The following is a 22,703-nucleotide window of genomic DNA, read 5'->3' as shown; positions in this document are numbered from 1 at the left end:
GATTCCTCTCTTATGCCTTCTCGACGTTGCACACCGTCGTCTTGGTTTCCTGCATCATCGTCACGCTGTCGTAGCCGTAAGTGGTGCCGGTGTTGATAGCCTCGCCGCGCACGATCGGGTGCGCACCCTTCGGGTAGTGGGCCAGCAAGTCCGCCCCCTGCCAGTGGCCGGAGAAGTGGAAGGGCATGAACACCGTGTCGGGACCGACGCGCTCGGTTACCAGCGCCTGCACGTTGAGCCGCGCGCCGGTCGGCGTGTGGACCCAGGCGCGCTCGCCGTCGCGGATGCCCTTCTCGGCCGCCACCCGCGGGTTGATCTCGATGAACATTTGCTGCTGCAGTTCGGCGAGCCAGGGGTTGGAGCGCGTTTCTTCGCCGCCGCCCTCGTACTCGACCAGGCGACCGGAGGTCATGATGTACGGGAACTTCTCCGCAATCTTGTCCGCGATGTTGCGCTGCTGCACGCTCTTGTACAGCGTGGGCAGGCGCCAGAAGGCCATCTTGTCGTCGTGCGTCGGGTACTTTGCCGCGAGATCCGGCCGCGTGCCATAGAGGGGCTCGCGATGCTGCGGAATCGCATCGGGGAAGTTCCACACCACGGCACGCGCCTTGGCGTTGCCGAAGGGATGGCAGCCGTGGTTCTTCATGAACACGCGGATCATGCCGCCCGAACTGTCGGTCTTCCAGTTCTTGCCGTCGGCCTTGGCCTTCTCCGTGTCGGAGAGTTCATCCCACCAGCCGAGCTTCTTGAGCAGCAGGTGGTCGAGTTCCGGGTAGCCGGTCGTGATGGCAGCGCCGAGCGAATGCGATCCGTCCTCGGCCAGCAGGTTCTTGCCGTTGCGCTCCACGCCGAAGTTCGCGCGGAAGTTGCCCCCGCCTTCCATGACGTGCTTGGACGTGTCGTACAGGTTGGGCGAACCCGGGTGCTTCAGTTCGGGCGTGCCGTAGCAGGGCCACGGCAATCCGAAATAGTCGCCCGCGATGTCGTAGCCGTTGATCTTGTCCTTGATCGAGCCCTTCGCCTTGAGCGTGCGCACGTCGAACGCACCCATGTTGCGCATGTGGGCCTGAAGGCGCTCAGGGCTCTGGCCGGTATAGCCGATGGCCCAGCAGCACTTGTTGATCTCCCGCAGGATGTCATCGGGCACGGGCTCGTCCAAGCCCTTGACCTTCTGCATCTTGTAGTTCTTGCTCAGTTCCTTGCCGAATCCGAGGCGGTCGGCGAACTGCTGCATGATCATGTGGTCGCTGCGGCTTTCCCACAGCGGCTCGATGACCTTCTCGCGCCACTGGAGCGAGCGGTTTGACGCCGTGCACGATCCGCTGGTCTCGAACTGCGTGCAAGCCGGCAGCAGGTAGACGGCGCGGTTGGGGTTCAGGTCTTCGGGCCGCCCGGGCATGGCGGCCATGGCCGCGGTGGCCGAAGGATACGGGTCGACCACCACCAGCAGGTCGAGCTTGTCCATCGCCCGCTTCATTTCGAGGCCGCGGGTCTGCGAATTGGGCGCGTGGCCCCAATAGAACACGCCGCGCAGGTTCGAATCCTGGTCGATCAGCTCGTTCTTCTCGAGTACGCCGTCGATCCAGCGCGACACGGTGATGCCGGGCTTGCTCATCATCGCGGGCGAGGCGAAGCGGCTCTTGATCCAGTCGAAGTCCACGCCCCAGGTTGCCGCGAAGTGCTTCCACGATCCTTCGACCAGGCCGTAGTAGCCGGGCAGCGAATCGGGGTTCGGGCCCACGTCGGTGGCGCCTTGCACGTTGTCGTGGCCGCGGAAGATGTTGGTGCCGCCGCCCGACGTCCCGACATTGCCGAGCGCCAGCTGCAGGATGCAGGACGCGCGCACGATGGCATTGCCGATGGTGTGCTGCGTCTGGCCCATGCACCAGACGATGGTGCCGGGACGGTTCTCGTTGAGCCAGGTCGCGACCTTGAGGACCTGCGCTTCCTTCACGCCGCAGGCCTCCTCGACCTTGTCCGGCGTCCACTTGGCCAGCACCTCGGCACGCACTTCGTCCATGCCGAAGACGCGATCGTTGATGTACTTCTTGTCTTCCCAGCCGTTCTTGAAGATGTGGTGCAGCACGCCGAACAGGAAGGGAATGTCCGACCCCGAGCGGATGCGCACGTACTCGTCCGCCTTGGCCGCGGTGCGGGTGAAGCGCGGATCGACCACGATCATCTTGCAGCCGTTTTCCTTGGCATGCAGCATGTGCAGCATGCTCACCGGATGGGCTTCGGCGGCGTTGGAGCCGATGTACAGCGCGACCTTTGCATTGCGCATGTCGTTGTACGAATTGGTCATGGCGCCGTAGCCCCATGTATTCGCCACGCCCGCGACGGTGGTCGAGTGGCAGATCCGGGCCTGGTGGTCGCAGTTGTTGCTGCCGAAGAAGCTCACGAACTTGCGCAGCAGGTAGGACTGCTCGTTGCTGTGCTTGCTGGAGCCGATCCAGTAGACAGAGTCGGGGCCGCTGGCCTTCGACAGCTCCTTGAGCTTGGCGGTGATCTCGTCGAGCGCAGTGTCCCAGCTGATGCGCTCGTACTTGCCGTTCACGAGCTTCATCGGATAGCGCAGGCGGTATTCGCCATGGCCGTGTTCGCGCAGCGCCGCACCCTTGGCGCAGTGTGCGCCGAGGTTGATCGGCGAGTCGAACACCGGCTCCTGGCGGACCCACACGCCGTTCTCGACCACGGCATCCGATGCGCAGCCGACGGAGCAGTGCGAGCAGACTGTGCGCCGCACCTCGACCTTGCCGGCGCCGACGGCGGTCGGCCGCCCTTCGGCCGCATTGGACTTGCGGAGCAGCGTGAGCTGGCCGGCCGCGAGGCCGACGCCGACCCCCAGCCCCGAACGGCGCAGGAAGGAACGCCGGTCCATGGTCGGCAGCGCGTTGGAAAGGCCGCGTCGCAGGCTGTGGACAAAGGGCGACGTGGAGGGAGAGGCGCCGTCACGCGTGGCGCCTGACGCTTTTTTGGTCAATAGCATCGTGTGTTGCCTCGTTCTCAGGCCGATGTGGTCTTGTAGTAGCGCTTGACGTGTTCGCTCAGCGAGTAGCCGCCGCCCTTCTCGGGCGCGGGTTTGAGTTCAGGTGCTGTCGAGGCGACAGGCGCCTCGACGACTTTCGGCAGCACCGTGACGGCTGCTGCTGCGGCGCCGACCGTGGCGGCACCGAAAAAGAATCCCCGGCGGGACGCCGGCTGGGGGCCGGCGGAATGGCTGTCCTGCATGACTGCTCCAGGAGTGGCTTTAGGCTAAACGAGATATGAAACCAGTTACATACGTTTGGATACTAGTCCAGACCCTAATAGTCGGGTCCTGAATACCCCTCGATCTCAGTCCAGCATGTCGAAGCCCTGGCTCTCGACCTCCGCGAAGGCGCGGGTAAACCCTGCCAGCGCAGCATAGAACCGGGCCTTGGGATGCTGCGACACAGCGTCGCACATGGCGGGCAACCATGACTGCACATGGGTCGAAAAGAAGGCCTGTTGGCGCGTCAGGTTCGCCACCGCCACGTCTTCTCCTGCAATGAGATAGCGCATGACTTCGCAAAGACAGGAAATGTGATCCTCGGTTTCGGGAATCGACACATCGCGTGCGAGACCGATCTGATCCAGGTCGTTGCGCAGATGCGCCAGCGGCTTGTCGTTGAGAAATCCGCTGAGGTAGTGCGAGCCGAAAAGGTAGACCTCCGGCTTTCCGATGCCGCCGAACAGCGCGTCGTACTCGTCGCGCGCCGCGGCTGCATCGATGCGGCGCGCTGCGCCCACGAGTTGCTGCCAGGGCTCCTCCAGAAACGCCCCGGCGGCCGGCGCTTCGGTGGGAGCGACCTGGAAGGCTTCGAGCAGCTCCGCGTCGGGTGCGGCGTACCAGAGGCGCGCGAGCAGCCCATAGAGTTCGGCTCGCGCGATCTCTTCGTCCAGGGCGGAAGTAACGGGGAAACGCTCGCTCATAGCTGTGTGATCTTCATTTCGTTCTGCGCGCTGTACAAGTCGATGACCCGGCAGTCGCTGCACATCTTCAATCGCTCCAGCGCCTCGCCCTGGAACATGGCGTGGCCGGCCAGCTTGCCGAGCATGGCCTCGATGGCCTTCTGCGTGCCGAAGGGCTTCGAGCAACGGATGCAGGACCAGGGCTTGGCCTCGTTGAGAACGACCGGCTGCTTCCGCTGCGGCGAGGCCAGCAGGCGCGGCACCAGCGCGATCGCGTTCTCGGGACAAGTGGTTTCGCACAGCCCGCATTGCACGCAGTTCTTTTCGATGAAACGAAGCTGCGGCGCGTTCTGGTTGTCCTGCAGCGCGCTCGCCGGGCAGGCGCTGACGCAGGCGAGGCACAGGGTGCACTTGTCCTTGTCCACCGCGATGGCGCCGAAGGGCGAGCCTTGCGGCAGCGGGATATCGAACGGCTCGGCGGCGGGGGTCTTCAGGGCCGGCGACTCGTCCATCAGGTGATCGAGCGCGAGTTCGAGCGTGCTGCGCTTCTCGCCGCCGACGGCGTAGCGCGCTGCCCGCGCGGGCACCTGCTGTCGCGTGTCGCGCAAGGCCGCCAGCGCGCTGTCGAGCGTCGCCACCGAAGCCGCCTCGATCAGCTTGAAATGCGTCCCCGCATAGCCGAGACCCAGCAGCAGTGCCTGCGCGATCTCCATCTGTTTCCTGAGCGCGGCGACGTACTGCGGCGCTTCCTCGCCGGTGACCAACACGACCACCTGCGATGCGCCGAAGGCCGTGGCACTGAGCCACAAATCGATGCCGGTGCTCGCCGCATGAAAGAGCCCCACCGGGATCACGTTCGCCGGCACGCCCTGCGCCTTGCCGAGTTGGGCCTGGCGCCCGAGCTGCTCTACCAGCGCCTGCCCGGCTTCCTGGTTGTGCAGCAGCAGCGCGGCATCGCGTCCGCCCGCGCCCGCATAGGTGGAGAGCAAGGTGCGCAGCTTGAGCCCCTGGTCGGGCGCGCGCGGATAGGTGTAGCCCAGTGCACCGGTCGGGCACACCGTGGTGCAAGCGCCGCAGCCGACGCAGAGGTTCGGGTTGACGACGATGCGCTGGCGTTCCTTGTCGCTCGATACCGCGTGCGCGGAGCACACCTCGATGCAGGCATTGCAGCCGACGACCTCGTTGCGGCTGTGCGCGCAGAGCTTCTGCTTGTAGTCGAAGAACTTGGGCTTCTCGAATTCGCCGACCATCTCGCGCAGGCGCAGCAGCGTCTGCAGGCCCTCCGCATTCGTCATGCCGCCGGGCAGATGGAAGTAGCCCTGCGGAGGCGCATGCCAGTCGATGACCGGGGCCGCACCGAGGTCGAGCACGAGGTCGAAGGCGCCATCGAGTTGTTCGGGCGCGCGGCCGAAGTGGATGGCGCCCGCCACGGTGCAGGCGTGCTCGCAATCGCGGTGCGAGGTGCACTTGGCGTTGTCGATCTGGTAGTCGAGGCCGATGGCCTGTTCGGGGCATGCGGCCACGCAGGCATTGCAGCGGGTGCAGAGGTCGAGGTCGATCGCGTTGTCGCGGGTCCACTGCAGCCTGAACGCGCCCAGCCATCCCGCGAGCGAATCGATCCGTCCCGCGGCCACGGGCCAGCGGCGTTCCTGCGCGCCACCCAGTTCGCCGGGGCCTTGCGAAAAGATCGTGACGTCGAGGATGTCGGCCAACATCGCCGCGGCCTTCTCCGCCGCGTCCAACGCGCCGATGATCAGCAGCCGACCCTGGCTCGCGTAGCTCACCGTCGCAACGGGATCGGGATCGGGCAGGCCGGCAGCGGCGAGCAGTGCCGCGATCTTCGGCATCGCGCTCTTGGCATCGCGGCTCCACCCGCCGGTTTCGCGAATGTTGACGAACCGGATCGGCGACGTGGCCTCGGGCGTCTGCCCGGCCAACTCGCCGAACAGTCGCTTCTCCTGCGTGCAGGCGACCACCACGTCGTCGCCCGATTGAATGGCGCGCTGGAATGAAGCCGCCTCGCGGCGGCACAGCGCGGAATGAAGGGGCAGTGTTTCAGCCAGTGCCGTCCCGAGCGTCTTCGGCTCGAGGGGCATCGTCTTGTTGCAGTCGCAGATCAGCGTGGTGGTCATCAGGTTCTTGGCTGGCGGGTTGCGCATCTGCAACCGGCGGGCTGGGAGGGGGCTCTGGATTGCTCGACTGTGCCACGCCCGGCAATCCATCGTCCCTGGGGGTTTCTTCTGGCTTTTCGGGCTCTTCGTCGAAGAGATTCAGAAATTTCGCGCTTGCCATCTGGCGCAGCACGCTTTCGGGCAAGGGCGACGGCTTGGAATAGTCGTCGATGTAGGTGTCCAGTCCGTCCATCACATTGAAGTGGGGATCCGCAAAAAGTTTCTTGAAGGCGGCGTTCTTGACCTCCGGTGCAACGCCACTTGCCACAAAAGGCCTGAAATCGGAATCGATGGTCAGTGCCTCGGCGTCGGCCAGCGTGAGAGGCGGCGGCTCGGGCGGGAGATCGACCGGAGGAGCCGCCTCCTGCGCTGCCTGAACGGACACAGGCGCCGTGCTCGCCGCTGGCGCTTCGGGCTTCGGCTCCGGTTCCTCAGGCACCTCCCCGGCGCGCACCTGCTGCTTGCGTCGCGACCAGCGGTCGAAGAAGCCTTCAGACATCACCCGCCCCCCGGCCGCGCTTCTTCTCGGTTGACACGCTGGCCGCATTGCCGAAGCGATCGACAAGCGGCCTGAAGCTTTCGGGCCGCTTGCGGCGCTTGGGTTCGACCACGTAGTGCGCCTGCACGAAGGCGCGGAGCCAGTCCACCACTTCAAGGGGGGCCGGCACTTGCTCGACGGTTTCCTGCGCATCGAGCCAGCGTCCGGCTTCGTAGTAGCTGAGGGTCACGACGACCGGCCTCGGGATCGGCTCGGACGCGAGGGTCGCTTCCTCCTCCATGCGCCAGAGCACGAACCAGCACGGAGCCGGGGCAGTCGCGTTGAGGTGGTAGCCCTCCGCCTCGTCGCGGAACAGTTCCACCTTGAAGCCGGGATGCAGCCAGTGCTGCTCGCCGTCATGGTCGTCCATGAGGCGCGGCTGCTCGCCGAAGCCGGGTTCATCCGGGAGGACGGCGTCGAGCGTCCAGCGCCAGGGCTGCCAGTGGCTCGACGGGCCGTGCAGCCGCTCGCGCCGCATCACGACCGCAACGTCGAGCGCCGCCGGCCGGCTGTCTGCGGTGGGGGTTTCGGGGTTCTGCATGGCCCGGACGATAGCCGAACCGAGGACAGCGCCTGCCAGTGCGGGATTGGGCCCGTCTTGTTTCCAAATGTTCAATCACGTACAGCTTTTGTGACAAAAGTCGGCACAAAAGCGAAACCATAGTTCTCATTTTCGAGAAATCGCATCGTTGTGCGTTTCAATCAAGCCATTCCAACGGAGAGAGATCCCGCATGAGCTACTACGAAAACGACTACGGACTTGGCGCCCTCGAGGTGAAGGTGTCCGATCTGCTCATCGCCACGCCGGATTTGTGCGATCCGCTGCTCGATCCGGCGGTCTACCAGGTCCTGAGGCTGCTGCGCGAGCAGCACGCCATGGAGGCCGCGTTCGCCTGCGAAGTCAACGACGGCCAGCGCGTGTCGCACCGCATGCAACCCTCCCACCGCGCCCAGTTCATCGACGAACAGGCCGAGCCGCTGGAACTGGCTTTTTGCAAACAGGTGCTGAGCGTGCGCGTTCCGGCCGGCTGCTACCTGAGTGCGCCCGTGATGCTCGCCAGCGGCGCGATGTACGGCACCTTCTATTCCTCGAGCTTCAACCCTGACCCGGCCATCGAGGCGCGCGACCTCAAGAAGCTGGAAATGGCGGCGCAACTGGCCGCCCGGCTGATCGACGAACGCCGGCCGCGCGCCGTTGCCGGCGCTGCGCCCGCAGCTGTTCCGGCGGCCCCACGCCAGGCTGCTGCAGCGCAGTTCGCCTGAGGCTCAACGCACGAAAGTACGGCTGTCGAGTCCGATGCGGCCGCTCGGGAGCCTGCCCCGTCCGCTTTGCACTTCCATTTCCTCGAGTTGCAGCAGGGCGTCCGGCGCCGTCAGGAGCCGCAGGGCCTCGACCGGCGGCAGCGTCCTGCTGCTGAAGAGAAAGCGCAGTTGGCAATCCCCCACGACGATCGCGTCGCCGTTGCGCAAGGTGTGCGCCCGCACCTTTTCATTGTTGACGTAGGTGCCGTTGCGGCTGCCCATGTCAGTGAGCATGAAGCCCTCGCCCGTCCACTGGATCGCGGCGTGATGCCGGCTCACCCGTTCGCTGTCGATGCATACCCTGTTGCTGCCGGACCGCCCGATGGTGGTGAGCGGCCCCGCGATATTGACCTGTCGGACGCTGGCGTGCCGCGCCAAAATGATCAGTCTTGCCATAGCCATTCCTCTCGTTATCTTGGAATGGCATCGAGCTTAGGACGGGGGCCCGGTTTCGGAAGACTGAAACAGAAGGCTTAATCCATTCTTGTTCATTGCAGGGCGGTCAGTTTTTGGCATTCGCCGCTCAGTGGGTGACGCGACCCCGCATTGACGCCGGATGTCCCGCGAGCCCGAAGGACTTGCCGGTGTTCACCAGCGTGTCGCCGTCCACGCGCAGGATGGTGATGTCCTGGTCGATGAAATTGCCGACATAGAGGTACTTGCCGTCCGCGCTGAACACCGCGCCTTCGGGCAGGCCGCGCACCTCGACCTCGTTGCCGCGCGTCACCTTCTTCCCGTCGATCTTCAGCGCGACCACCGAGCCGTTGCGGTTGTAGAAGTACGCGTTCTTCGCGGAATTGCTGCCACGCAGCAGCACGGCGACCGCGAACTTGCCGGTCGGGCTCACGGCCAGCCCCTCGGGGCCATCGCCGACCACGACCTTATCGATGACGCGCGGCGGCGTGGCCTCCAGGTCGATCACGCTCACGGTGTCGATCTGCCCGTCGGACGCCCCCGAGTTGCCGTTGTCGGCAGTGAGCGCGAGCTTTCCGTCCGGCGTCACGTCGACGTTGTAGGGCCAGAGGCCCGCAGCGAGATCGACCTTGTTGTAGGTGACCTTCTCGCCGTCGATGTCGAGCAGCGCGATCTTGTGGTTCGGGAACTTGGACGCGAGCGCGCGCCGGCCGTCGGGCGTGAAGCGCACGTGCGAAACCGACTCGCCCATCGCCACGGTGTCGATCAGGCTCACCTTCTGGCCCGCGATGCGCAGCACGCTGATCGAGTTGTCGGCGCGGTTCGCGACCAGCGCGAGCGTGCCCGCACGATTGATCGACAGCCCCGATGGCTGCTTGCCCACCGCGACGGTATCGATGACCTTTGGCGGAGTGGCGGTCAGGTCGATGACAAACAGCCGGTTGTCGGGCACCTGCTTGCGCACGCCGCCTTCCTCGACCACGTTGACGGAGTTCGCGACCAGCGCGAGCTTTTGGTCGGCCGTGATCGCCAGGTTGGTCGGCGGACCGGCGATGGTGTTGTCCAGCGGCAGCGTGACCAGCGAACGCGGCGCGAGCGGGTCGGTGCCGATGTCGATCACCTGCAGGGTGTCGCGGCCCGGGGCGCCGAGGATGACGGCACCCGCATCGTTCCAGCTCTGCTTCTCGTCGTTGGCAACCAGCATCAACTGCGGCTGCGAACCGGCCGGCGTCGTGCTGCAGCCCGACAGTGCTGCCGTTGCGGCGAGGGCGGCCAGTGCGAACGTAGGGAAGGAACAAAGGCGTAGGCGCATGGTGTCTCCGTTGTTGTTGTTCGCCGGAGGGAGTCCGGCTGCGGGCGATCGTAGTCACCAGGGCCGCAAAGCGGCTCAGGGTAAGTGCCTGCCTAGGTACCGAAGCGGCTGGGGATGCCGGGCTGGTCCTGCGGCTTCAGGCCCTTCATCTCGAAGGCGAGCACCACGAGCATCAGCCCGAAGACGATCGAATAGCTCGCGATCACCCACACCAGCGCCACCGCACCGCGCCCCGGACTCAGGATCATCAGCGCGCCGAACAGGATGGACACCACGCCGGAGAGGATCAGCATCCACTCGTTGTCGATTTCCTTTCGGATGCGGATCGCGGCCGCGACCTGGAGCACGCCGATGACGATCGCCCATGCGGCGATGAACATCAGCAGCACGATGGCCGTCAGGCCCGGCCACCCCAGTGCCGCGATACCCGCGACGATGCCGATGAGACCGGTCAGCACGAGCGGCCAGACCGGCTTGATGCCGTCGCGGATGCGCAGCCCCGCGATGATGGAGAACACGCCATCGGCCAGGGCGTAAGCGCCCCAGAGGAGCGCCAGCGTCAGCAGCGTGGCGCCCGGCCACGCGAAGGCCAGCACGCCGAAAAGGATGGCCGCGACACCGCGCAACGCCATCCATCCCCAGTTGCCGCGCAGGTGTCCGAACATGTTCTCGATCGCCATGGTTTCTCCTTCCGGCACGAATGCCCCTCTGGAAACTGACTCCAGCGGGGAATATAGGGGGCCGTCCGCGGCGCGTAAATTGCCCTTTGGTTCATGGATGCATGCCCCAAGGGAGTCGGACTGCTCAGGTTCCGGGCTTGCTCCGCCCCCTGAAGCGCGACTCCAGGAAGTCGACCAGGGCGCGCAGCGCCGCGCTGTTGTGGCGCCGCTGGAGGTACGCGGCCGAAAGCCACATGTCGCTGCGCACATAGTCCTGCAGCACCGGCACCAGCTCGCCGTGGTCGATGTGCGGCTGCACCAGCATCTCGGCCATGTAGATCACGCCGAAGCCCTGCATCGCGACCTGGATCAGCGGCGCAGACTCGGTGGCATCCATACGCGACTTCACCGGCACGTCGAAAGGCTTGCCGTCGACCTCGAAGCGCCATTGGGGATGCACCCCGAGGCGCGACTGCGTCAACGCATCGTGCTTCGCGAGATCGCCAGGGTGCTCGGGCTTGCCGTGCTTCTTCCAGTACATCGGCGAGGCGCACACCACCAGGCTGCGGCGCGCGAGCTTGCGGACGATCAGGTTCTCGTCCTCGATGGGGCCGAAGTGGAGCGCCAGGTCGATCGCCTCTTCCGCCATGTCGAGCGTGCGGTTGGTCAGGTGGAGGCTGATGCTGACGTCGGGGTAGTGGCCCATGAATTCGCCGAGCCACTTCGGCAAGTCGCCCTGACCCGCCCCCAGGGGCGCCGAGATGCGCAGCCGCCCGGTGGGCCGGCTCGCATGCTCCTGCACCTCGGCCTGGGTGAGCTCGAACATCTCCATCATCGGCTTGCTGCGTTCGAGCAGCAGCGAGCCGGCGTCGGTGAGGCTCACCGCGCGCGTCGAGCGATTGAGCAGACGCACGCCCAGGCGCGTCTCCAGTTCGGCGATGTACTTGCTCACCGTGGCTTTCGACACGTCGAGCTTGGTGGCGGCGCGCGAGAAGCTGCCGTGCGAGGCGACCTCGCGAAAGGTCCTGATCAGGTCGAGGCTGTCCATGTCTGGGGCGCATTGTCCCCTGTCGTCGATCCCCTGCCATAGCCGATCACCGCCGTCGGTACGCCGCCACGCACGATCCGCACCGCGCAATACTTGAACTCCGGGATCTTTCCGAAGGGATCGAGCGCCGCGTTGGTCATCAGGTTGGCCGCAGCCTCGTAGTACGCGAACGGTACGAACACCGCGCCGCTCGGCGTGCCGTCGTCGCGCCGGATGTGGATCGCCACCTCGCCGCGCCGCGACTGGATCGTGATCACGTCGCCCGCCTTCAGGCCCATGGCCTCCAGGTCGGACTGGTTCATGGACGCCGTTGCCATCGGCTCCAGCGCATCGAGCACGGTGGCGCGACGCGTCATGCTGCCGGTGTGCCAGTGCTCCAGCTGCCGGCCGGTGATGAGCACGAAGGGGTACATCGCGTCGGGCCGCTCGTCGGCCGGAATGATGTCCGCCGGCACGAGCTTCACGCGGCCGTCCGCGGTCGGGAATGTCTCGATGAACACGGTCGGCTGGCCGGGATCGTCGGCGCTCAGGCAGGGGTAGGTCACGCTGGACTCGCGCTCCAGCCGATCCCAGGTGATCCCGCTGATGGCCGCATGCATGGCCTGGCGCATTTCCTCGTAGACCGCGGCGACGCCGCATTCCTCGCCCTCGTAGTTCCACGGCAGGCCCATGCGCCGCGCAATCTCCTGGATGATCCAGAGGTCGGGCTTTGCGTCGCCCGGCGGGTTCAGCGCGCGCTTGCCGAGCTGCACCATGCGGTCGGTGTTGCTCACCGTGCCGGTCTTCTCGGGCCATGCGCTCGCGGGCAGCACGACGTCGGCCAGCCAGGCGGTCTCGGTCATGAAGATGTCCTGCACGACCAGGTGCTCCAGGCTCGCCAGCGCATGGCGCGCGTGGTTCAGGTCCGGGTCGCTCATCGCCGGGTTCTCGCCCATGATGTACATGCCACGGATCTTGTGCGGATCGTCGTCCGGCGCCAGCGCCTTGTGCATGATCTCGACCACCGTGTAGCCGATCCTGTCATCGAGCGGCACGCCCCAGAACTTCTCGAACCACGCATGCGCACCCGGGTCGTCGACGCGCTGGTAGTTGGGGAACGCGATCGGGATCAGCCCCGCATCGCTCGCGCCCTGCACATTGTTCTGCCCGCGCAGCGGATGCAGGCCGGAGCCGGGCTTGCCGATCTGGCCGGTGACGGTAACCAGTGCGATCAGGCACCGCGCGTTGTCGGTGCCGTGCACGTGCTGGCTGATGCCCATGCCCCACAGCACCATGGCACCCTTGGCGGTCGCGAAGGCGCGGGCCACCTCGCGCAAGGTCTCGGCCGGGATGCCGCAGATCGGCGCCATCGCCTCGGGGCTGTAGCCCTTGACGTTCTCGCGCAGGGCCTCGAAGTTGCTGGCGCGGTCACGGATGAAGGCCTCGTTCACCAACCCTTCATCGATCACCGCATGGATGAGCGCATTGAGCATCGCGACATCGGTGTCGGCCTTGAACTGCAGGGTGCGCCACGCGTGCCTGCTGATGTCGGTGCGCCGCGGGTCCGCGAGCACGATCTTCGCGCCGCGCTTGGCGGCGTTCTTCATCCAGGTGGCGGCCACCGGATGGTTCGCGGTCGGGTTGGAGCCGATGATGAAAATCAGCTCCGCGTGCTCCACGTCGTTGACCTGGTTGCTCACCGCGCCGGAGCCCACGCCTTCGAGCAGCGCCGCGACGCTGGACGCATGGCACAGCCGCGTGCAGTGGTCGACGTTGTTGCTGCCGAAGCCAGTGCGCACCAGCTTCTGGAACAGGTAGGCCTCTTCGTTGCTGCCCTTGGCGGAGCCGAAGCCGGCAAGCGCCTTCTTGCCGTGCGTGTCGCGCAGGCCCTTGAGCTTGCCGGAGGTCAGCGCAAGCGCCTCTTCCCACGTGGCTTCGCGGAAGGCCTCGCTCCAGTCGCCGGGCCGCGGCGCATCGTCGAAGTGCTTGGGCACCCCAGGCTTGCGGATCAGCGGCTTGGTGAGGCGCTGCGGATGGTGCGCGTAGTCGAAGCCGAAGCGGCCCTTGACGCACAGCCGGCTGTGGTTGGCCGGCCCGTCGCGGCCGTCGACGCTGACGATCTTCTCGTCCTTGACGTTGTAGGTGATCAGGCAGCCCACGCCGCAGAAGGGGCAGACCGAATCCACCTTGCGATCCACCTGCTGCGAGCCGATGTGGCTCTTGGGCATGAGCGCGCCGGTCGGGCAGGCCTGCACGCATTCGCCGCAGGCCACGCAGGTGCTGTCGCCCATCGGGTCGTCGAGGTCGAAGACGATCTTCGAATCGCCGCCGCGCAAGGCGTAGCCGATGACGTCGTTGACCTGCTCCTCGCGGCAGGCCCGCACGCAGCGGTTGCACTGGATGCAGGCGTCGAGATTGACCGCCATGGCGGGATGCGAGATGTCGGCGACGGGCTGCTCGCGGCGCAGCGCCTTGAGCGCGGGGCGCACCTCGATGCCCAGGCGCCCGGCCCAGTCACTGAGTTCACCGTGCTGGCCGGGCGGGTTGGCGTGGGGGTGCGCAGCCTCCGCGACCCCCGCATCGTTCCACTTGTAGCCCGCATCGGGCATGTCCGACAGCAGCATCTCCACCACCATCTTCTGGCTCTTCACCGCCCGCTCGCTGGTGGCCTGCACCTCCATGCCCGCCGTCGCGGCGCGGCAGCAGCTCGGCGCCAGCGCGCGCTCGCCCTTGACCTCGACGACGCAGGCGCGGCAGTTGCCGTCGGGCCGCAGGCCGTCCTTGTAGCAAAGGTGCGGTATGTCGATGCCGTGCCGTTGGGCGGCCTTCAGGATGGTCTCGCCTTCCACGGCTTCGACCCTGCGGCCGTCGAGCTGGAACTCGATCGTCTGCGGGAGCAACTCCGCGAGCGTGGCTGGCGCGTTCATGCAATCTCCTGCGGGAAATACTTCTGGATGCTGCGGATCGGATTCGGTGCCGCCTGTCCGAGCCCGCAGATGGAGGCGTCGCCCATCACCTGCGCGAGATCCTCGAGCGTGGCGTTGTCCCACACGGGCGCCTGCATCAGCGCGGCGGCCTTGGCCGTGCCGACGCGGCAGGGCGTGCACTGGCCGCAGCTCTCGTGCTCGAAGAAGCGCATGACATTGAGCGCCGCATCGCGCGCACGATCATGCTGGCTCAGCACCATCACGGCGGCCGAGCCGATGAAGCAGCCGTGCGGCTGCAGCGTGTCGAAATCCAGCGGAATGTCGTTCATGCTCGCGGGCAGGATGCCACCCGAGGCGCCGCCGGGCAAGTAGGCGTGCAGCGTGTGGCCTTCGAGCATGCCGCCGCAGTATTCGTCGATCAGTTCCTGCACCGTGATGCCCGCAGGCGCCAGCTTGACGCCCGGATGCCTCACGCGCCCGCTCACGCTGAAGCTGCGCAGGCCCTTGCGGCCATGGCGGCCGAAGCCGCTGAACCACTGCGGGCCCTTTTCGATGATGTCGCGCACCCAGTAGAGGGTTTCGAAGTTGTGTTCGAGCGTCGGCCGCCCGAACAGGCCGACCTGCGCGATGTAGGGCGGGCGCATGCGGGGTTCGCCGCGCTTGCCTTCGATGCTCTCGATCATCGCGGACTCCTCGCCGCAGATGTAGGCGCCGGCACCGCGTCGCAGCTCGATCGTCGGCAGCTCGCAGGGCGGGTCCGCCTGGAGCTTGGCCAGTTCGGCCTGCAGCAGTGCGCGGCAATCGTGGTACTCGTCACGCAGATAGATGTAGCAGGCGTCGATGCCGACGATCTGCGCGGCGATCAGCAGCCCCTCGAGGAAGCGGTGCGGATCGCGTTCGAGGTAGGTCCGGTCCTTGAAGGTGCCAGGCTCGCCCTCGTCGATGTTGACCGCCATCAGCTTGGGCGCAGGCTGGTCGCGCACGATGCGCCACTTGCGCCCGGCCGGGAATCCGGCCCCGCCCAGGCCCCGCAGGCCCGAGTCTTCCATGGCCTTGATGACCGTTTCGGCATCTTCCTCGCCATGGACCAGCGCGGCCGCGAGCGCGTACCCGCCGTTGGCGCGGTAGGTGGCGTAGTCAGTGAAGGCGGGGAACGCGTCGACGGCATTGGGCAACGGCGAGATGCTTTGTTCCGCCAGCGCCGAAGGCTCGAAGTTGGCAATCCCGTGAACGGGCTCCGTCGCGCTGAAGGCCGAGCAGGACGCCAGTTCCTCCAGCACCTTGTCCGCCGTCGCCAGCGGCACCGCGCGCTGATGCAACGCCACGGCGGGCGCCTGCTCGCAGCGGCCGATGCAGGGCGCCGCGATCACACGCACGTCGCCGCGGCCCGCCGCGCCCAGCAAGGCCGGCAGGCGCGCGAGGAGATCCTTGGCTCCGGCCATTTCGCACGCGAGACCATCGCATACACGCACGGTCAGGCCCGGAGCCGCCTCGTCGCCGCGCACCACTTCGAAGTGGTGATAGAAGGTCGCGACCTCGTAGACCTCGGCCATCGGGATGCCGGTCAGCGACGCCAGGGCCACGAGGTGCCGGTCGTGCAGGCAGCCGTGCGCATCGTTGATGCGATGCAGATGCTCGATGAGCAGGTCGCGCCGGTAGCCCTCATCGGGTCGCGGGCCGATGAGTTCGCGGACCTGCTGCAGCGAGGTCTCTTCGGGCTGGCGCCCCTTCAGCTTGCTCTTGCGACGGATGCGATCGCGCATCTCGTCGGGAGTGCCGAGGGTCACTTCCCTGAATTTTTCCGGCGTGCCTGGAGTGCCTGGGTATTGCATATGCCTCGGCCTTGTGCGCCGGCCTTCCGGGCCGGCGCTTGTCTCTGGTCTGTCAGTTGAAGAATTTCGCAGCGGCCACCAGTGTCTTGTAGACACCCCACGCGAGCGGGATGCCGACAGCCACCCATGCGAGCACGACGACGAGCGGGCTCACCGCACCGCTGGTCGCTGCGGAGCCCGAGCCGACTTCGGAAGCGGCGGCCTTCTCGTGCGCCAGCCTCTTCTCGATCGCGAGTTCCTCTTCGCTCATGAAGTGCTTGTCCGCCACCGGCCGCACCAGCAGGTTGGCGATCAATCCCACCGCCAGCATGCCGACCAGGATGTACATGGTCTGGTTGTAGACCTGCTCGCGCGGAATGCCAAGCCCCAGCTGGTACTCGCGCATGTAGTTCACCACCACCGGACCGAGGATGCCGGCCGTGGCCCAGGCGGTCAACAGGCGGCCATGGATCGCGCCCACCATCTGCGTGCCGAACAGGTCGGCCAGATAGGCCGGCACCGTCGAGAAGCCGCCGCCGTACATCGACAGGATGATGCAGAACGCACCGACGAACAGCAGCTTGCTGCCCGCGCCCGCCGACGACGGGATGCTCCAGTACAGCAACCCGCCGAGCACGAAGAAGACGGTGTAGGTCAGCTTGCGGCCGAGCCTGTCCGAGAGACTCGCCCAGAAGAAGCGACCGCCGATGTTGAAGAGCGACAGCAGCGCGGCAAAGCCGCCGGCCACCGCGGCGATGGACGCGAGTTGCGCCTTGTCGAGTTCACCGAAGGTCTTCGCGACGCCGATCAGGTTGCCGCCGAACACCTCCTGCAGCATCGGGCTCGCCATGCCGATCACGCCGATGCCTGCGCTGACGTTCATCGTGAGCACCAGCCACACGAGCCAGAACTGCGGGATGCCCCAGACCTTCTTCACGTGCACGTGGCGCTGCGTGATCATCGCGTTGCCGGTCTGCGCCGGTGGCGGCGTCCAGCCTGCCGGCTTCCATCCGGTGGGCGGCACGCGATAGCCGAACGCACCGGCCATCATGAAGACGAAGTAGACGAGGGCCATCACGACGAAGGTCTGCATCACGCCCACGTCGGTCGCGCTGGAGAAGGCCTTCATCAGGTCGACGGCGAGCGGCGAACCGATCATCGCGCCGCCGCCGAAGCCCATGATTGCCATGCCGGTCGCCATGCCGCGCCGGTCGGGGAACCACTTGATGAGCGTGCTGACCGGCGAGATGTAGCCCAGGCCGAGCCCGATGCCACCGATCACGCCCGAGCCGAGGATCATCAGCCAGAACTGATGCAGGTGGATACCCAGCGCCGACAGGATCATGCCGCCGCACCAGCACAGCGCGGAAACGACACCGGCCTTGCGCGGACCGGCGCGTTCGAGCCATCCGCCCCATAGCGCTGCCGAGCAGCCCAGGAACACGAAGAACAGCGTGTACATCCAGCCCAGCGTGGCGATGCGCCAGTCGCAGCCGGTGGCGAACAGCTCGGCGAAGAAGCTCATGTCCTTGGGACAAGCCTGTGCGCCGTGGCCTGCCGTCGACAGCGCCTTCGACAGCGGCAGCCAGAACACCGAGAAGCCATAGGCCATCCCGATGCAGAGATGGATCGCGAGAGCCGCGGGCGGCACGAGCCAGCGGTTGAAACCCGGCCCCGCAATGATTCTTTCCTTGTCGAGAATGCCGGGCTGCGGACCCAACACGTCGATGTTGCCGCCCCCGCCGAGGACGCCAGCGCTTGAACTTGCCATTTACCTAACTCCTGTACCGTTTGTTGTGGTCTGTGGCCCCTCTGAAGGGGGCCCGCGGAGTGTGGGCGAAATTGTTACAAAAGGTCAATAGGGTTTCGCATATCGACCGGCCCCCCGTAGGGGGCAAAGCAACGATCTCAGGTGTTCTTGCTGACGGTGATCGTCGGGAACTTGGCGGAGAAGTCCTTGGCCTTTTCCGCGATGCCCACCGCGACACGGCGCGCGACGGACTTGTAGATGCCGGCCACCTCCCCGTCAGGATCGGCTACCACTGTCGGCTTGCCGCTGTCGGCCTGCAGGCGGATGTTGATGTCCAGCGGCAGCGCGCCGAGGTAGTCCATGCTGTATTGCTCGGCCATCTTCTTGCCGCCCTCGGCGCCGAAGATGTGCTCGACGTGGCCGCAGTTCGAGCACACGTGCACCGCCATGTTCTCGACGATGCCGAGGATCGGCACGCCGACCTTCTCGAACATCTTGATGCCCTTCCTGGCGTCCAGCAGCGCGATGTCCTGCGGCGTGGTGACGATCACCGCGCCCGTCATCGGCACGCGCTGCGAGAGCGTGAGCTGGATGTCGCCGGTGCCGGGCGGCATGTCGACGATGAGGTAGTCCAGGTCCTTCCAGTTGGTCTGGCGCAGCAACTGCTCCAGCGCCTGCGTGGCCATTGGGCCGCGCCAGATCATGGCTTCGTCCTGGTCGACCAGGAAACCGATCGACATGACCTGCACGCCGTGGTTCTCCAGCGGCTCCATGGTCTTGCCGTCCTCGCTCTCGGGGCGGCGGTCGATGCCCAGCATCATGGGCTGGCTTGGGCCGTAGATGTCGGCGTCGAGCAGGCCGACGCTGGCGCCCTCGGCCGCGAGCGCGAGCGCCAGGTTGGCCGCGGTCGTGCTCTTGCCGACGCCGCCCTTGCCCGATGCCACGGCGATGATGTTCTTCACGTTGGGCATCAGCTGCACGCCGCGCTGCACGGCATGGCTGATGACCTTGGTCGCGATGTTGACCGACACGTTCTCCACACCCGCCACTGTCTTGGCCGCGGCCACCAGCGCCTTGCGCAGGGCCGGCATCTGGCTCTTGGCCGGATAGCCCAGCTCGATGTCGAAGGACACGTCGCCTTCGTGAATCTGCAGGTTCTTCAGCGCCTTGGTGCTGACGAAATCCTTGCCTGTATTGGGGTCGAGGACGGACTTGAGCGCCTGCCCGAGCGCCTCTTGTGTAACTGCCATTTTGGAAACTCCTGAATGGCGGCTAGTCTAGTGCGACGGCGCAGGAAGCCCGCAGCCCGCCCCGCTTGCCCTTAAAGCCGTGAAGCCTGAGGGCGGGCTAGATGACGTTGAAGTGATGCGTTCCGTCCGCTGCAAGCTGCGCGACAAGGCCGAATTCCCAGTCGAGGTAGGCCTGCATTGCCTCGGCCGGCGCGTCGGTGCCTTCGTACGGACGGCGGTAGCGGTCGGTGGTCGGTGTGGCGAGGCGAATCCAACCGGTTTCCGCGGGCAGGCCGGCGGCGAACCATGCGGCGTTGCCGCCCTCCAGCACGACCACATCGGCATCACGGCCGCGCGCGGCGAGCAAGGCTCGCAGATCGACGGCGGCAAAGCGCGCGAGCAGGCTGCTGCCGCATGTCAGCACGTAGCGGCGCGCGACGGGAATCACATCCAGCGCCTGCGCCAGTTGCGCGCGGATCGCGAACCAGGCGCCCGGAATATGGCGCTTCGCGTGGTTGGCGCTGGTCGTGACGTCGATCACCGCAATGTCTCCCGGCGTGTGCAAGGCGTCGGCGAGTTCGGCCGGCGTGATCCCTGCAACCGGCGGTGCACCCGCATGGTCGGCCGGCGTCGCACCCCGGGAACTGCGGGCCGATACGGGCTGCGCCTCCACCACATACACCTCCCAGCCCATCTGCGCGAGCCACGATGCCGTCATCGGTGCACGAACGCCATCGTCGTCGGCAAGCACGATACGTGCGCCGCGCACCGGCACGTGGTGATCTGTTTCCTGCACCAGCTGGCCGCCGGGCGCGCTGGCAAAGCCCGGCAGGTGGCCGGCCTCGAACTCCTCAGGCGTGCGAACGTCGAAGCGATAGACCGTCCGGCCCGGTGCTTCGAGCGAGGCGAGCGCATCGAGGCCGATCGTGCGCACGCCCGCGCGCCGCGCCACGTCCTGCGCGTTCGCCTGCGCGGCGGCGCGGTTCGCGAATCCCGGCGCGGGTGCGGGGCGCGAGGCGCCGTGGTCGAGCACCTGCCCGGCCAGCTTCCAGCCGATGGTTCCGTTGCGCAGCGCCGCGACCGGATTGGGAATGCCCGCATTCACCAGCGACTGCGTGCCGATGATGCTGCGCGTCCGGCCGGCGCAATTGACGATCACCTGCGTCGCCGGGTCCGGCGCCAGTTCGCGCACGCGCAGCACCAACTCGGCGCCCGGCACGCTGGTGGCGGTGGGAATGCTCATGGTCTGGAACTCGTCGAATCGCCGTGCGTCGAGCACCACCACATCGGCTCGCGCATCGATCAGGGCCTTGACCTCCTGCGCCGAAAGCGAAGGCGTATGGCGCTCATGCTCGACCAGCTCGCCGAAGGACTTGCTCGGCACATTGACGTCGCGGAACAGCTCGCCGCCCGCATCTCGCCAGCCGTCGAGCCCGCCTTGCAGCAGATGGACGCGCACATAGCCCAGGGCGGCGAGTCGCTCGGCCGCGAGCGGCGCCAGATCGACACCGTCGTGATCGCCATAGAGCACGATCAGCGTGTCGCGCCGCGGAATGCGGCGCCACGCATCGAGTTCGATCCTCGACAGCGGCAGATTGGCGGCCCACAACGGATGAGCCTGTGCATACGGGTCTTCCTCGCGCACGTCGAGGAAGGCGATTTCGTCACGCGCGAGCAGATGCGCACGCACGGAGGCGAAGGAGAGGGAAGCAGTCATGGCGATGAAACAGGCAAGCCTTGAGGAAATTCCGAGTAACCAGAGACAAAAGGCTTGCGCCCGCCGCCCGGTGGGTAAGTATGGCGTCGGACCTTGCCGATGTCGGCGCCATAGACGTGAATGCTGATCGACACGCGATCGTCATAGGCGTTGCGCACGCGGTGCACGTCGCCGACGGTCGGCGACACGGCCTCGACATCGCCCGGATCGAGCCGGACCGGAGCCCCTTGCGCCGTCAGAAGCCGATCCCGCTCGCGATAGGCCTGGCTGTACTCGGCGCCGCGCAGCATGCCGATCAGGCCCCACACCGTGTGGTCATGCACCGGCGTGGCCTGGCCGGGCCCCCAGACGAAGCTCACCACCGAGAAGCGATCGGCCGCATCGAGGTGCAGCAGGTATTGCTGATAGCGCTCCGGATGCGGCTTCGCAAAAGCATCGGGCAGCCAGTCGTCGCGCGCGACGAGGCCGCGCAGCAAGGCACCGCCCTCTTCCAGGATGCGCGGCTCCGCGGGATGGGTGTCGATCAGCCGGCCGAAAGCGACGACGAAATCGCGCAGCCGCGCGCTCATCGCGAGAGCGCGGCCTTGCCGGCCGTTACCAGGATCGCGTCGTTCTGCGGCGTGTGGATGCGGCTGCACAGCACGTCACGGTAGTGGCGCTCCAGCGGGTTCTGCCGCGTGAGGCCGTGGTTGCCGCTGAGCTGCAAGGCCAACTCGACCGCCCGGATCGCATGGGCCGTGACCGTGTACTTCAGCAAGCCGCTCTCCGTGGCGGAGGGCGCGCGGCCCGCGTCCACTTCGGCGGCCGCATGGTCCAGCAGCACGCGGCTGGCGCTCAGCAAGGCCTCGATCTCGCCGACGGCCTCCTGCACGCGCGGCAGGCTGGCCAGCGGCGCGCCGAGCCCGCTCGGAGCCCGCCGGTTGAGGAAGCCGAGCAGCCAGTCGCGTCCCGCTCGCGCCACCGCGTCGTAGAGCGTGCCCAGCAACACCACCATCCAGGCCTGCTGCGTCGCGTGGGCGTCGATGTCGGTCTGGCTGCCCGCATCGGGCGCCCAATCGGCCGGCGCGCGCAGATCGACCGCATGGTCGAGCGGGATCGCGACGTTCTCGAAGATCACCTCATGGCTGCCCGAGGCGCGAAGTCCCAGGTGGTCCCAGCTGGCAATCACGCGAACGCCGGGCGCATCGCGCGGCACCAGGAAGACGCCGACGCGCGGAGCGTCCTCGTCCGTGCGGCCCCACACCGACAGCCAGCTCAGGCCCTCGATGCCGGTGGTGTAGAGTTTGTGGCCGCTGAGCTTCCATTGATCGCCCTCGATACGCGCGGTCGTGGCGGGCAGGCCGCCTCGCGCAGGCGAGCCCAGCGCGGGCTCCACGCGCAAGGCGTTGATCAATGCCCCGCCACGCACGGCATCGCGCAGCACGCGTTCGCGCAGATGCTGCGGCCAGCGGCTGTCGGTACGGCCGATCGCGAGGTGCTGCAGCCAGGTCATCGTGAGGATCAGCGCGGTCGCGGGCTCGCCGTAGGCGACGGCTGCCAGCACGCGGCGCGCGGTTTCGAGCGACGCACCACCACCGCCGTGCGCGCGCGGCGCGACCAGGCTGACAAGCCCGTTGGCCTGCAGCGCGGCGAAGTTCTCGCGCGGGAATGCGCCACTGCGATCGTGATCGGCCGCGGTTTCGGCAAAAAGGGAGGACAGCTGCGCGAGCAGCGCATCGTCCGATTCGGGTGCGGCCGATACGCGGCGCAGGACTGGTGAACTCATGGAGCCGGACCTTAGCCGCCGCCACGCGCGCGGAAAACGACGGAAGGTGCATATCCAAACTCGTTTTTCTGCGTTCGTTTTCGAGCACACGCGCCTTACGGTCACGCCTTTTCTCCAGACGACACGGAAGACGCTTCCTTTTACTGGC

Annotated in this window: 18 protein-coding genes; 1 reads left to right on the top strand and 17 read right to left on the bottom strand. The window is 66.7% G+C overall.

Annotated elements, in window-relative coordinates; all coding sequences use genetic code 11:
- Positions 1–10: 10 nt before the first annotated feature.
- From QTH90_RS20760 to QTH90_RS20735, 6 genes are all read right to left on the bottom strand, one after another.
- Positions 11–2,989 carry a formate dehydrogenase subunit alpha gene (locus QTH90_RS20760; protein WP_286666461.1) on the bottom strand — a complete coding sequence of 993 codons (2,979 nt, stop codon included), beginning with the start codon at positions 2,987–2,989 and terminating at the stop codon, positions 11–13.
- 17 nt (positions 2,990–3,006) lie between these two features.
- On the bottom strand, positions 3,007–3,231 hold the full coding sequence (locus QTH90_RS20755) for a formate dehydrogenase (RefSeq protein WP_286666460.1): 225 nt from the start codon (positions 3,229–3,231) through the stop codon (positions 3,007–3,009).
- A 105-nt stretch (positions 3,232–3,336) separates the two neighbouring features.
- On the bottom strand, positions 3,337–3,954 hold the full coding sequence (locus QTH90_RS20750; RefSeq protein ID WP_286666459.1) for a TorD/DmsD family molecular chaperone: 618 nt from the start codon (positions 3,952–3,954) through the stop codon (positions 3,337–3,339).
- Positions 3,951–6,029, bottom strand: a complete 2,079-nt coding sequence (locus QTH90_RS20745) for a 4Fe-4S binding protein (RefSeq protein ID WP_286666647.1) — start codon at positions 6,027–6,029, stop codon at positions 3,951–3,953. Before QTH90_RS20745 ends, QTH90_RS20750 begins: the two co-directional genes overlap by 4 nt.
- Complete coding sequence (locus QTH90_RS20740) at positions 5,989–6,603, bottom strand: DUF3306 domain-containing protein (protein WP_286666458.1); 615 nt, start codon at positions 6,601–6,603, stop codon at positions 5,989–5,991. Before QTH90_RS20740 ends, QTH90_RS20745 begins: the two co-directional genes overlap by 41 nt.
- Positions 6,596–7,183, bottom strand: coding sequence for a DUF3305 domain-containing protein (locus QTH90_RS20735; protein WP_286666457.1), 588 nt, complete (start codon positions 7,181–7,183; stop codon positions 6,596–6,598). Before QTH90_RS20735 ends, QTH90_RS20740 begins: the two co-directional genes overlap by 8 nt.
- A 191-nt stretch (positions 7,184–7,374) precedes the next feature.
- Here QTH90_RS20735 and QTH90_RS20730 point away from each other — a divergent pair, with 191 nt between their 5' ends.
- Positions 7,375–7,905 (top strand): hypothetical protein, encoded by a 531-nt coding sequence (locus tag QTH90_RS20730; protein ID WP_286666456.1) that lies wholly within the window; start codon positions 7,375–7,377, stop codon positions 7,903–7,905.
- Between the two features lie 3 nt (positions 7,906–7,908).
- Here QTH90_RS20730 and QTH90_RS20725 read toward each other — a convergent pair whose 3' ends face one another.
- The 11 genes from QTH90_RS20725 to QTH90_RS20675 form a co-directional block, all read right to left on the bottom strand.
- Positions 7,909–8,340, bottom strand: coding sequence for an FHA domain-containing protein (locus tag QTH90_RS20725; protein WP_286666455.1), 432 nt, complete (start codon positions 8,338–8,340; stop codon positions 7,909–7,911).
- A gap of 127 nt (positions 8,341–8,467) precedes the next feature.
- Complete coding sequence (locus QTH90_RS20720; protein ID WP_286666454.1) at positions 8,468–9,670, bottom strand: lactonase family protein; 1,203 nt, start codon at positions 9,668–9,670, stop codon at positions 8,468–8,470.
- Positions 9,671–9,762: 92 nt separating this feature from the next.
- The gene (locus QTH90_RS20715; RefSeq protein ID WP_286666453.1) at positions 9,763–10,350 is read right to left on the bottom strand and encodes an HdeD family acid-resistance protein; all 588 of its coding nucleotides are present in this window, start codon (positions 10,348–10,350) and stop codon (positions 9,763–9,765) included.
- A gap of 124 nt (positions 10,351–10,474) precedes the next feature.
- Positions 10,475–11,377, bottom strand: a complete 903-nt coding sequence (locus QTH90_RS20710) for a LysR family transcriptional regulator (protein ID WP_286666452.1) — start codon at positions 11,375–11,377, stop codon at positions 10,475–10,477.
- Entirely contained in the window at positions 11,359–14,283 is a 2,925-nt protein-coding gene (gene fdhF, locus QTH90_RS20705) for a formate dehydrogenase subunit alpha (RefSeq protein WP_286666451.1), read from the bottom strand. The genes QTH90_RS20710 and fdhF overlap by 19 nt, the downstream gene beginning before the upstream one ends.
- A complete protein-coding gene (locus QTH90_RS20700) occupies positions 14,280–16,046 on the bottom strand; it encodes an NADH-ubiquinone oxidoreductase-F iron-sulfur binding region domain-containing protein (RefSeq protein WP_286666646.1) in 1,767 nt (588 codons plus the stop codon). Before QTH90_RS20700 ends, fdhF begins: the two co-directional genes overlap by 4 nt.
- A 121-nt stretch (positions 16,047–16,167) precedes the next feature.
- On the bottom strand, positions 16,168–17,865 hold the full coding sequence (locus QTH90_RS20695) for an OFA family MFS transporter (protein WP_286666450.1): 1,698 nt from the start codon (positions 17,863–17,865) through the stop codon (positions 16,168–16,170).
- 137 nt (positions 17,866–18,002) lie between these two features.
- The gene (apbC, locus tag QTH90_RS20690; RefSeq protein WP_286666449.1) at positions 18,003–19,094 is read right to left on the bottom strand and encodes an iron-sulfur cluster carrier protein ApbC; all 1,092 of its coding nucleotides are present in this window, start codon (positions 19,092–19,094) and stop codon (positions 18,003–18,005) included.
- A 97-nt stretch (positions 19,095–19,191) separates the two neighbouring features.
- A complete protein-coding gene (locus QTH90_RS20685; protein ID WP_286666448.1) occupies positions 19,192–20,790 on the bottom strand; it encodes a rhodanese-related sulfurtransferase in 1,599 nt (532 codons plus the stop codon).
- Positions 20,787–21,359 carry a cysteine dioxygenase family protein gene (locus QTH90_RS20680; protein ID WP_286666447.1) on the bottom strand — a complete coding sequence of 191 codons (573 nt, stop codon included), beginning with the start codon at positions 21,357–21,359 and terminating at the stop codon, positions 20,787–20,789. Before QTH90_RS20680 ends, QTH90_RS20685 begins: the two co-directional genes overlap by 4 nt.
- The gene (locus QTH90_RS20675; protein ID WP_286666446.1) at positions 21,356–22,555 is read right to left on the bottom strand and encodes an acyl-CoA dehydrogenase family protein; all 1,200 of its coding nucleotides are present in this window, start codon (positions 22,553–22,555) and stop codon (positions 21,356–21,358) included. Before QTH90_RS20675 ends, QTH90_RS20680 begins: the two co-directional genes overlap by 4 nt.
- Between the last annotated feature and the right edge of the window lie 148 nt (positions 22,556–22,703).

Source organism: Variovorax flavidus (assembly GCF_030317145.1).
GTDB classification, from domain to species: Bacteria; Pseudomonadota; Gammaproteobacteria; order Burkholderiales; family Burkholderiaceae_C; genus Variovorax; species Variovorax flavidus.
This window is presented reverse-complemented; position numbering and strand designations above follow the sequence as displayed.

Excerpts from the sequence above, each read along its gene's own strand:
- QTH90_RS20760 (WP_286666461.1), bottom strand. The coding sequence starts at position 2,989 with ATGCTATTGACCAAAAAAGCGTCAGGCGCCACGCGTGACGGCGCCTCT.
- QTH90_RS20755 (WP_286666460.1), bottom strand. The coding sequence starts at position 3,231 with ATGCAGGACAGCCATTCCGCCGGCCCCCAGCCGGCGTCCCGCCGGGGA.
- QTH90_RS20750 (WP_286666459.1), bottom strand. The coding sequence starts at position 3,954 with ATGAGCGAGCGTTTCCCCGTTACTTCCGCCCTGGACGAAGAGATCGCG.
- QTH90_RS20745 (WP_286666647.1), bottom strand. The coding sequence starts at position 6,029 with ATGCCCCTCGAGCCGAAGACGCTCGGGACGGCACTGGCTGAAACACTG.
- QTH90_RS20740 (WP_286666458.1), bottom strand. The coding sequence starts at position 6,603 with ATGTCTGAAGGCTTCTTCGACCGCTGGTCGCGACGCAAGCAGCAGGTG.
- QTH90_RS20735 (WP_286666457.1), bottom strand. The coding sequence starts at position 7,183 with ATGCAGAACCCCGAAACCCCCACCGCAGACAGCCGGCCGGCGGCGCTC.
- QTH90_RS20730 (WP_286666456.1), top strand. The coding sequence starts at position 7,375 with ATGAGCTACTACGAAAACGACTACGGACTTGGCGCCCTCGAGGTGAAG.
- QTH90_RS20725 (WP_286666455.1), bottom strand. The coding sequence starts at position 8,340 with ATGGCAAGACTGATCATTTTGGCGCGGCACGCCAGCGTCCGACAGGTC.
- QTH90_RS20720 (WP_286666454.1), bottom strand. The coding sequence starts at position 9,670 with ATGCGCCTACGCCTTTGTTCCTTCCCTACGTTCGCACTGGCCGCCCTC.
- QTH90_RS20715 (WP_286666453.1), bottom strand. The coding sequence starts at position 10,350 with ATGGCGATCGAGAACATGTTCGGACACCTGCGCGGCAACTGGGGATGG.
- QTH90_RS20710 (WP_286666452.1), bottom strand. The coding sequence starts at position 11,377 with ATGGACAGCCTCGACCTGATCAGGACCTTTCGCGAGGTCGCCTCGCAC.
- fdhF (WP_286666451.1), bottom strand. The coding sequence starts at position 14,283 with ATGAACGCGCCAGCCACGCTCGCGGAGTTGCTCCCGCAGACGATCGAG.
- QTH90_RS20700 (WP_286666646.1), bottom strand. The coding sequence starts at position 16,046 with ATGCGCGATCGCATCCGTCGCAAGAGCAAGCTGAAGGGGCGCCAGCCC.
- QTH90_RS20695 (WP_286666450.1), bottom strand. The coding sequence starts at position 17,865 with ATGGCAAGTTCAAGCGCTGGCGTCCTCGGCGGGGGCGGCAACATCGAC.
- apbC (WP_286666449.1), bottom strand. The coding sequence starts at position 19,094 with ATGGCAGTTACACAAGAGGCGCTCGGGCAGGCGCTCAAGTCCGTCCTC.
- QTH90_RS20685 (WP_286666448.1), bottom strand. The coding sequence starts at position 20,790 with ATGACTGCTTCCCTCTCCTTCGCCTCCGTGCGTGCGCATCTGCTCGCG.
- QTH90_RS20680 (WP_286666447.1), bottom strand. The coding sequence starts at position 21,359 with ATGAGCGCGCGGCTGCGCGATTTCGTCGTCGCTTTCGGCCGGCTGATC.
- QTH90_RS20675 (WP_286666446.1), bottom strand. The coding sequence starts at position 22,555 with ATGAGTTCACCAGTCCTGCGCCGCGTATCGGCCGCACCCGAATCGGAC.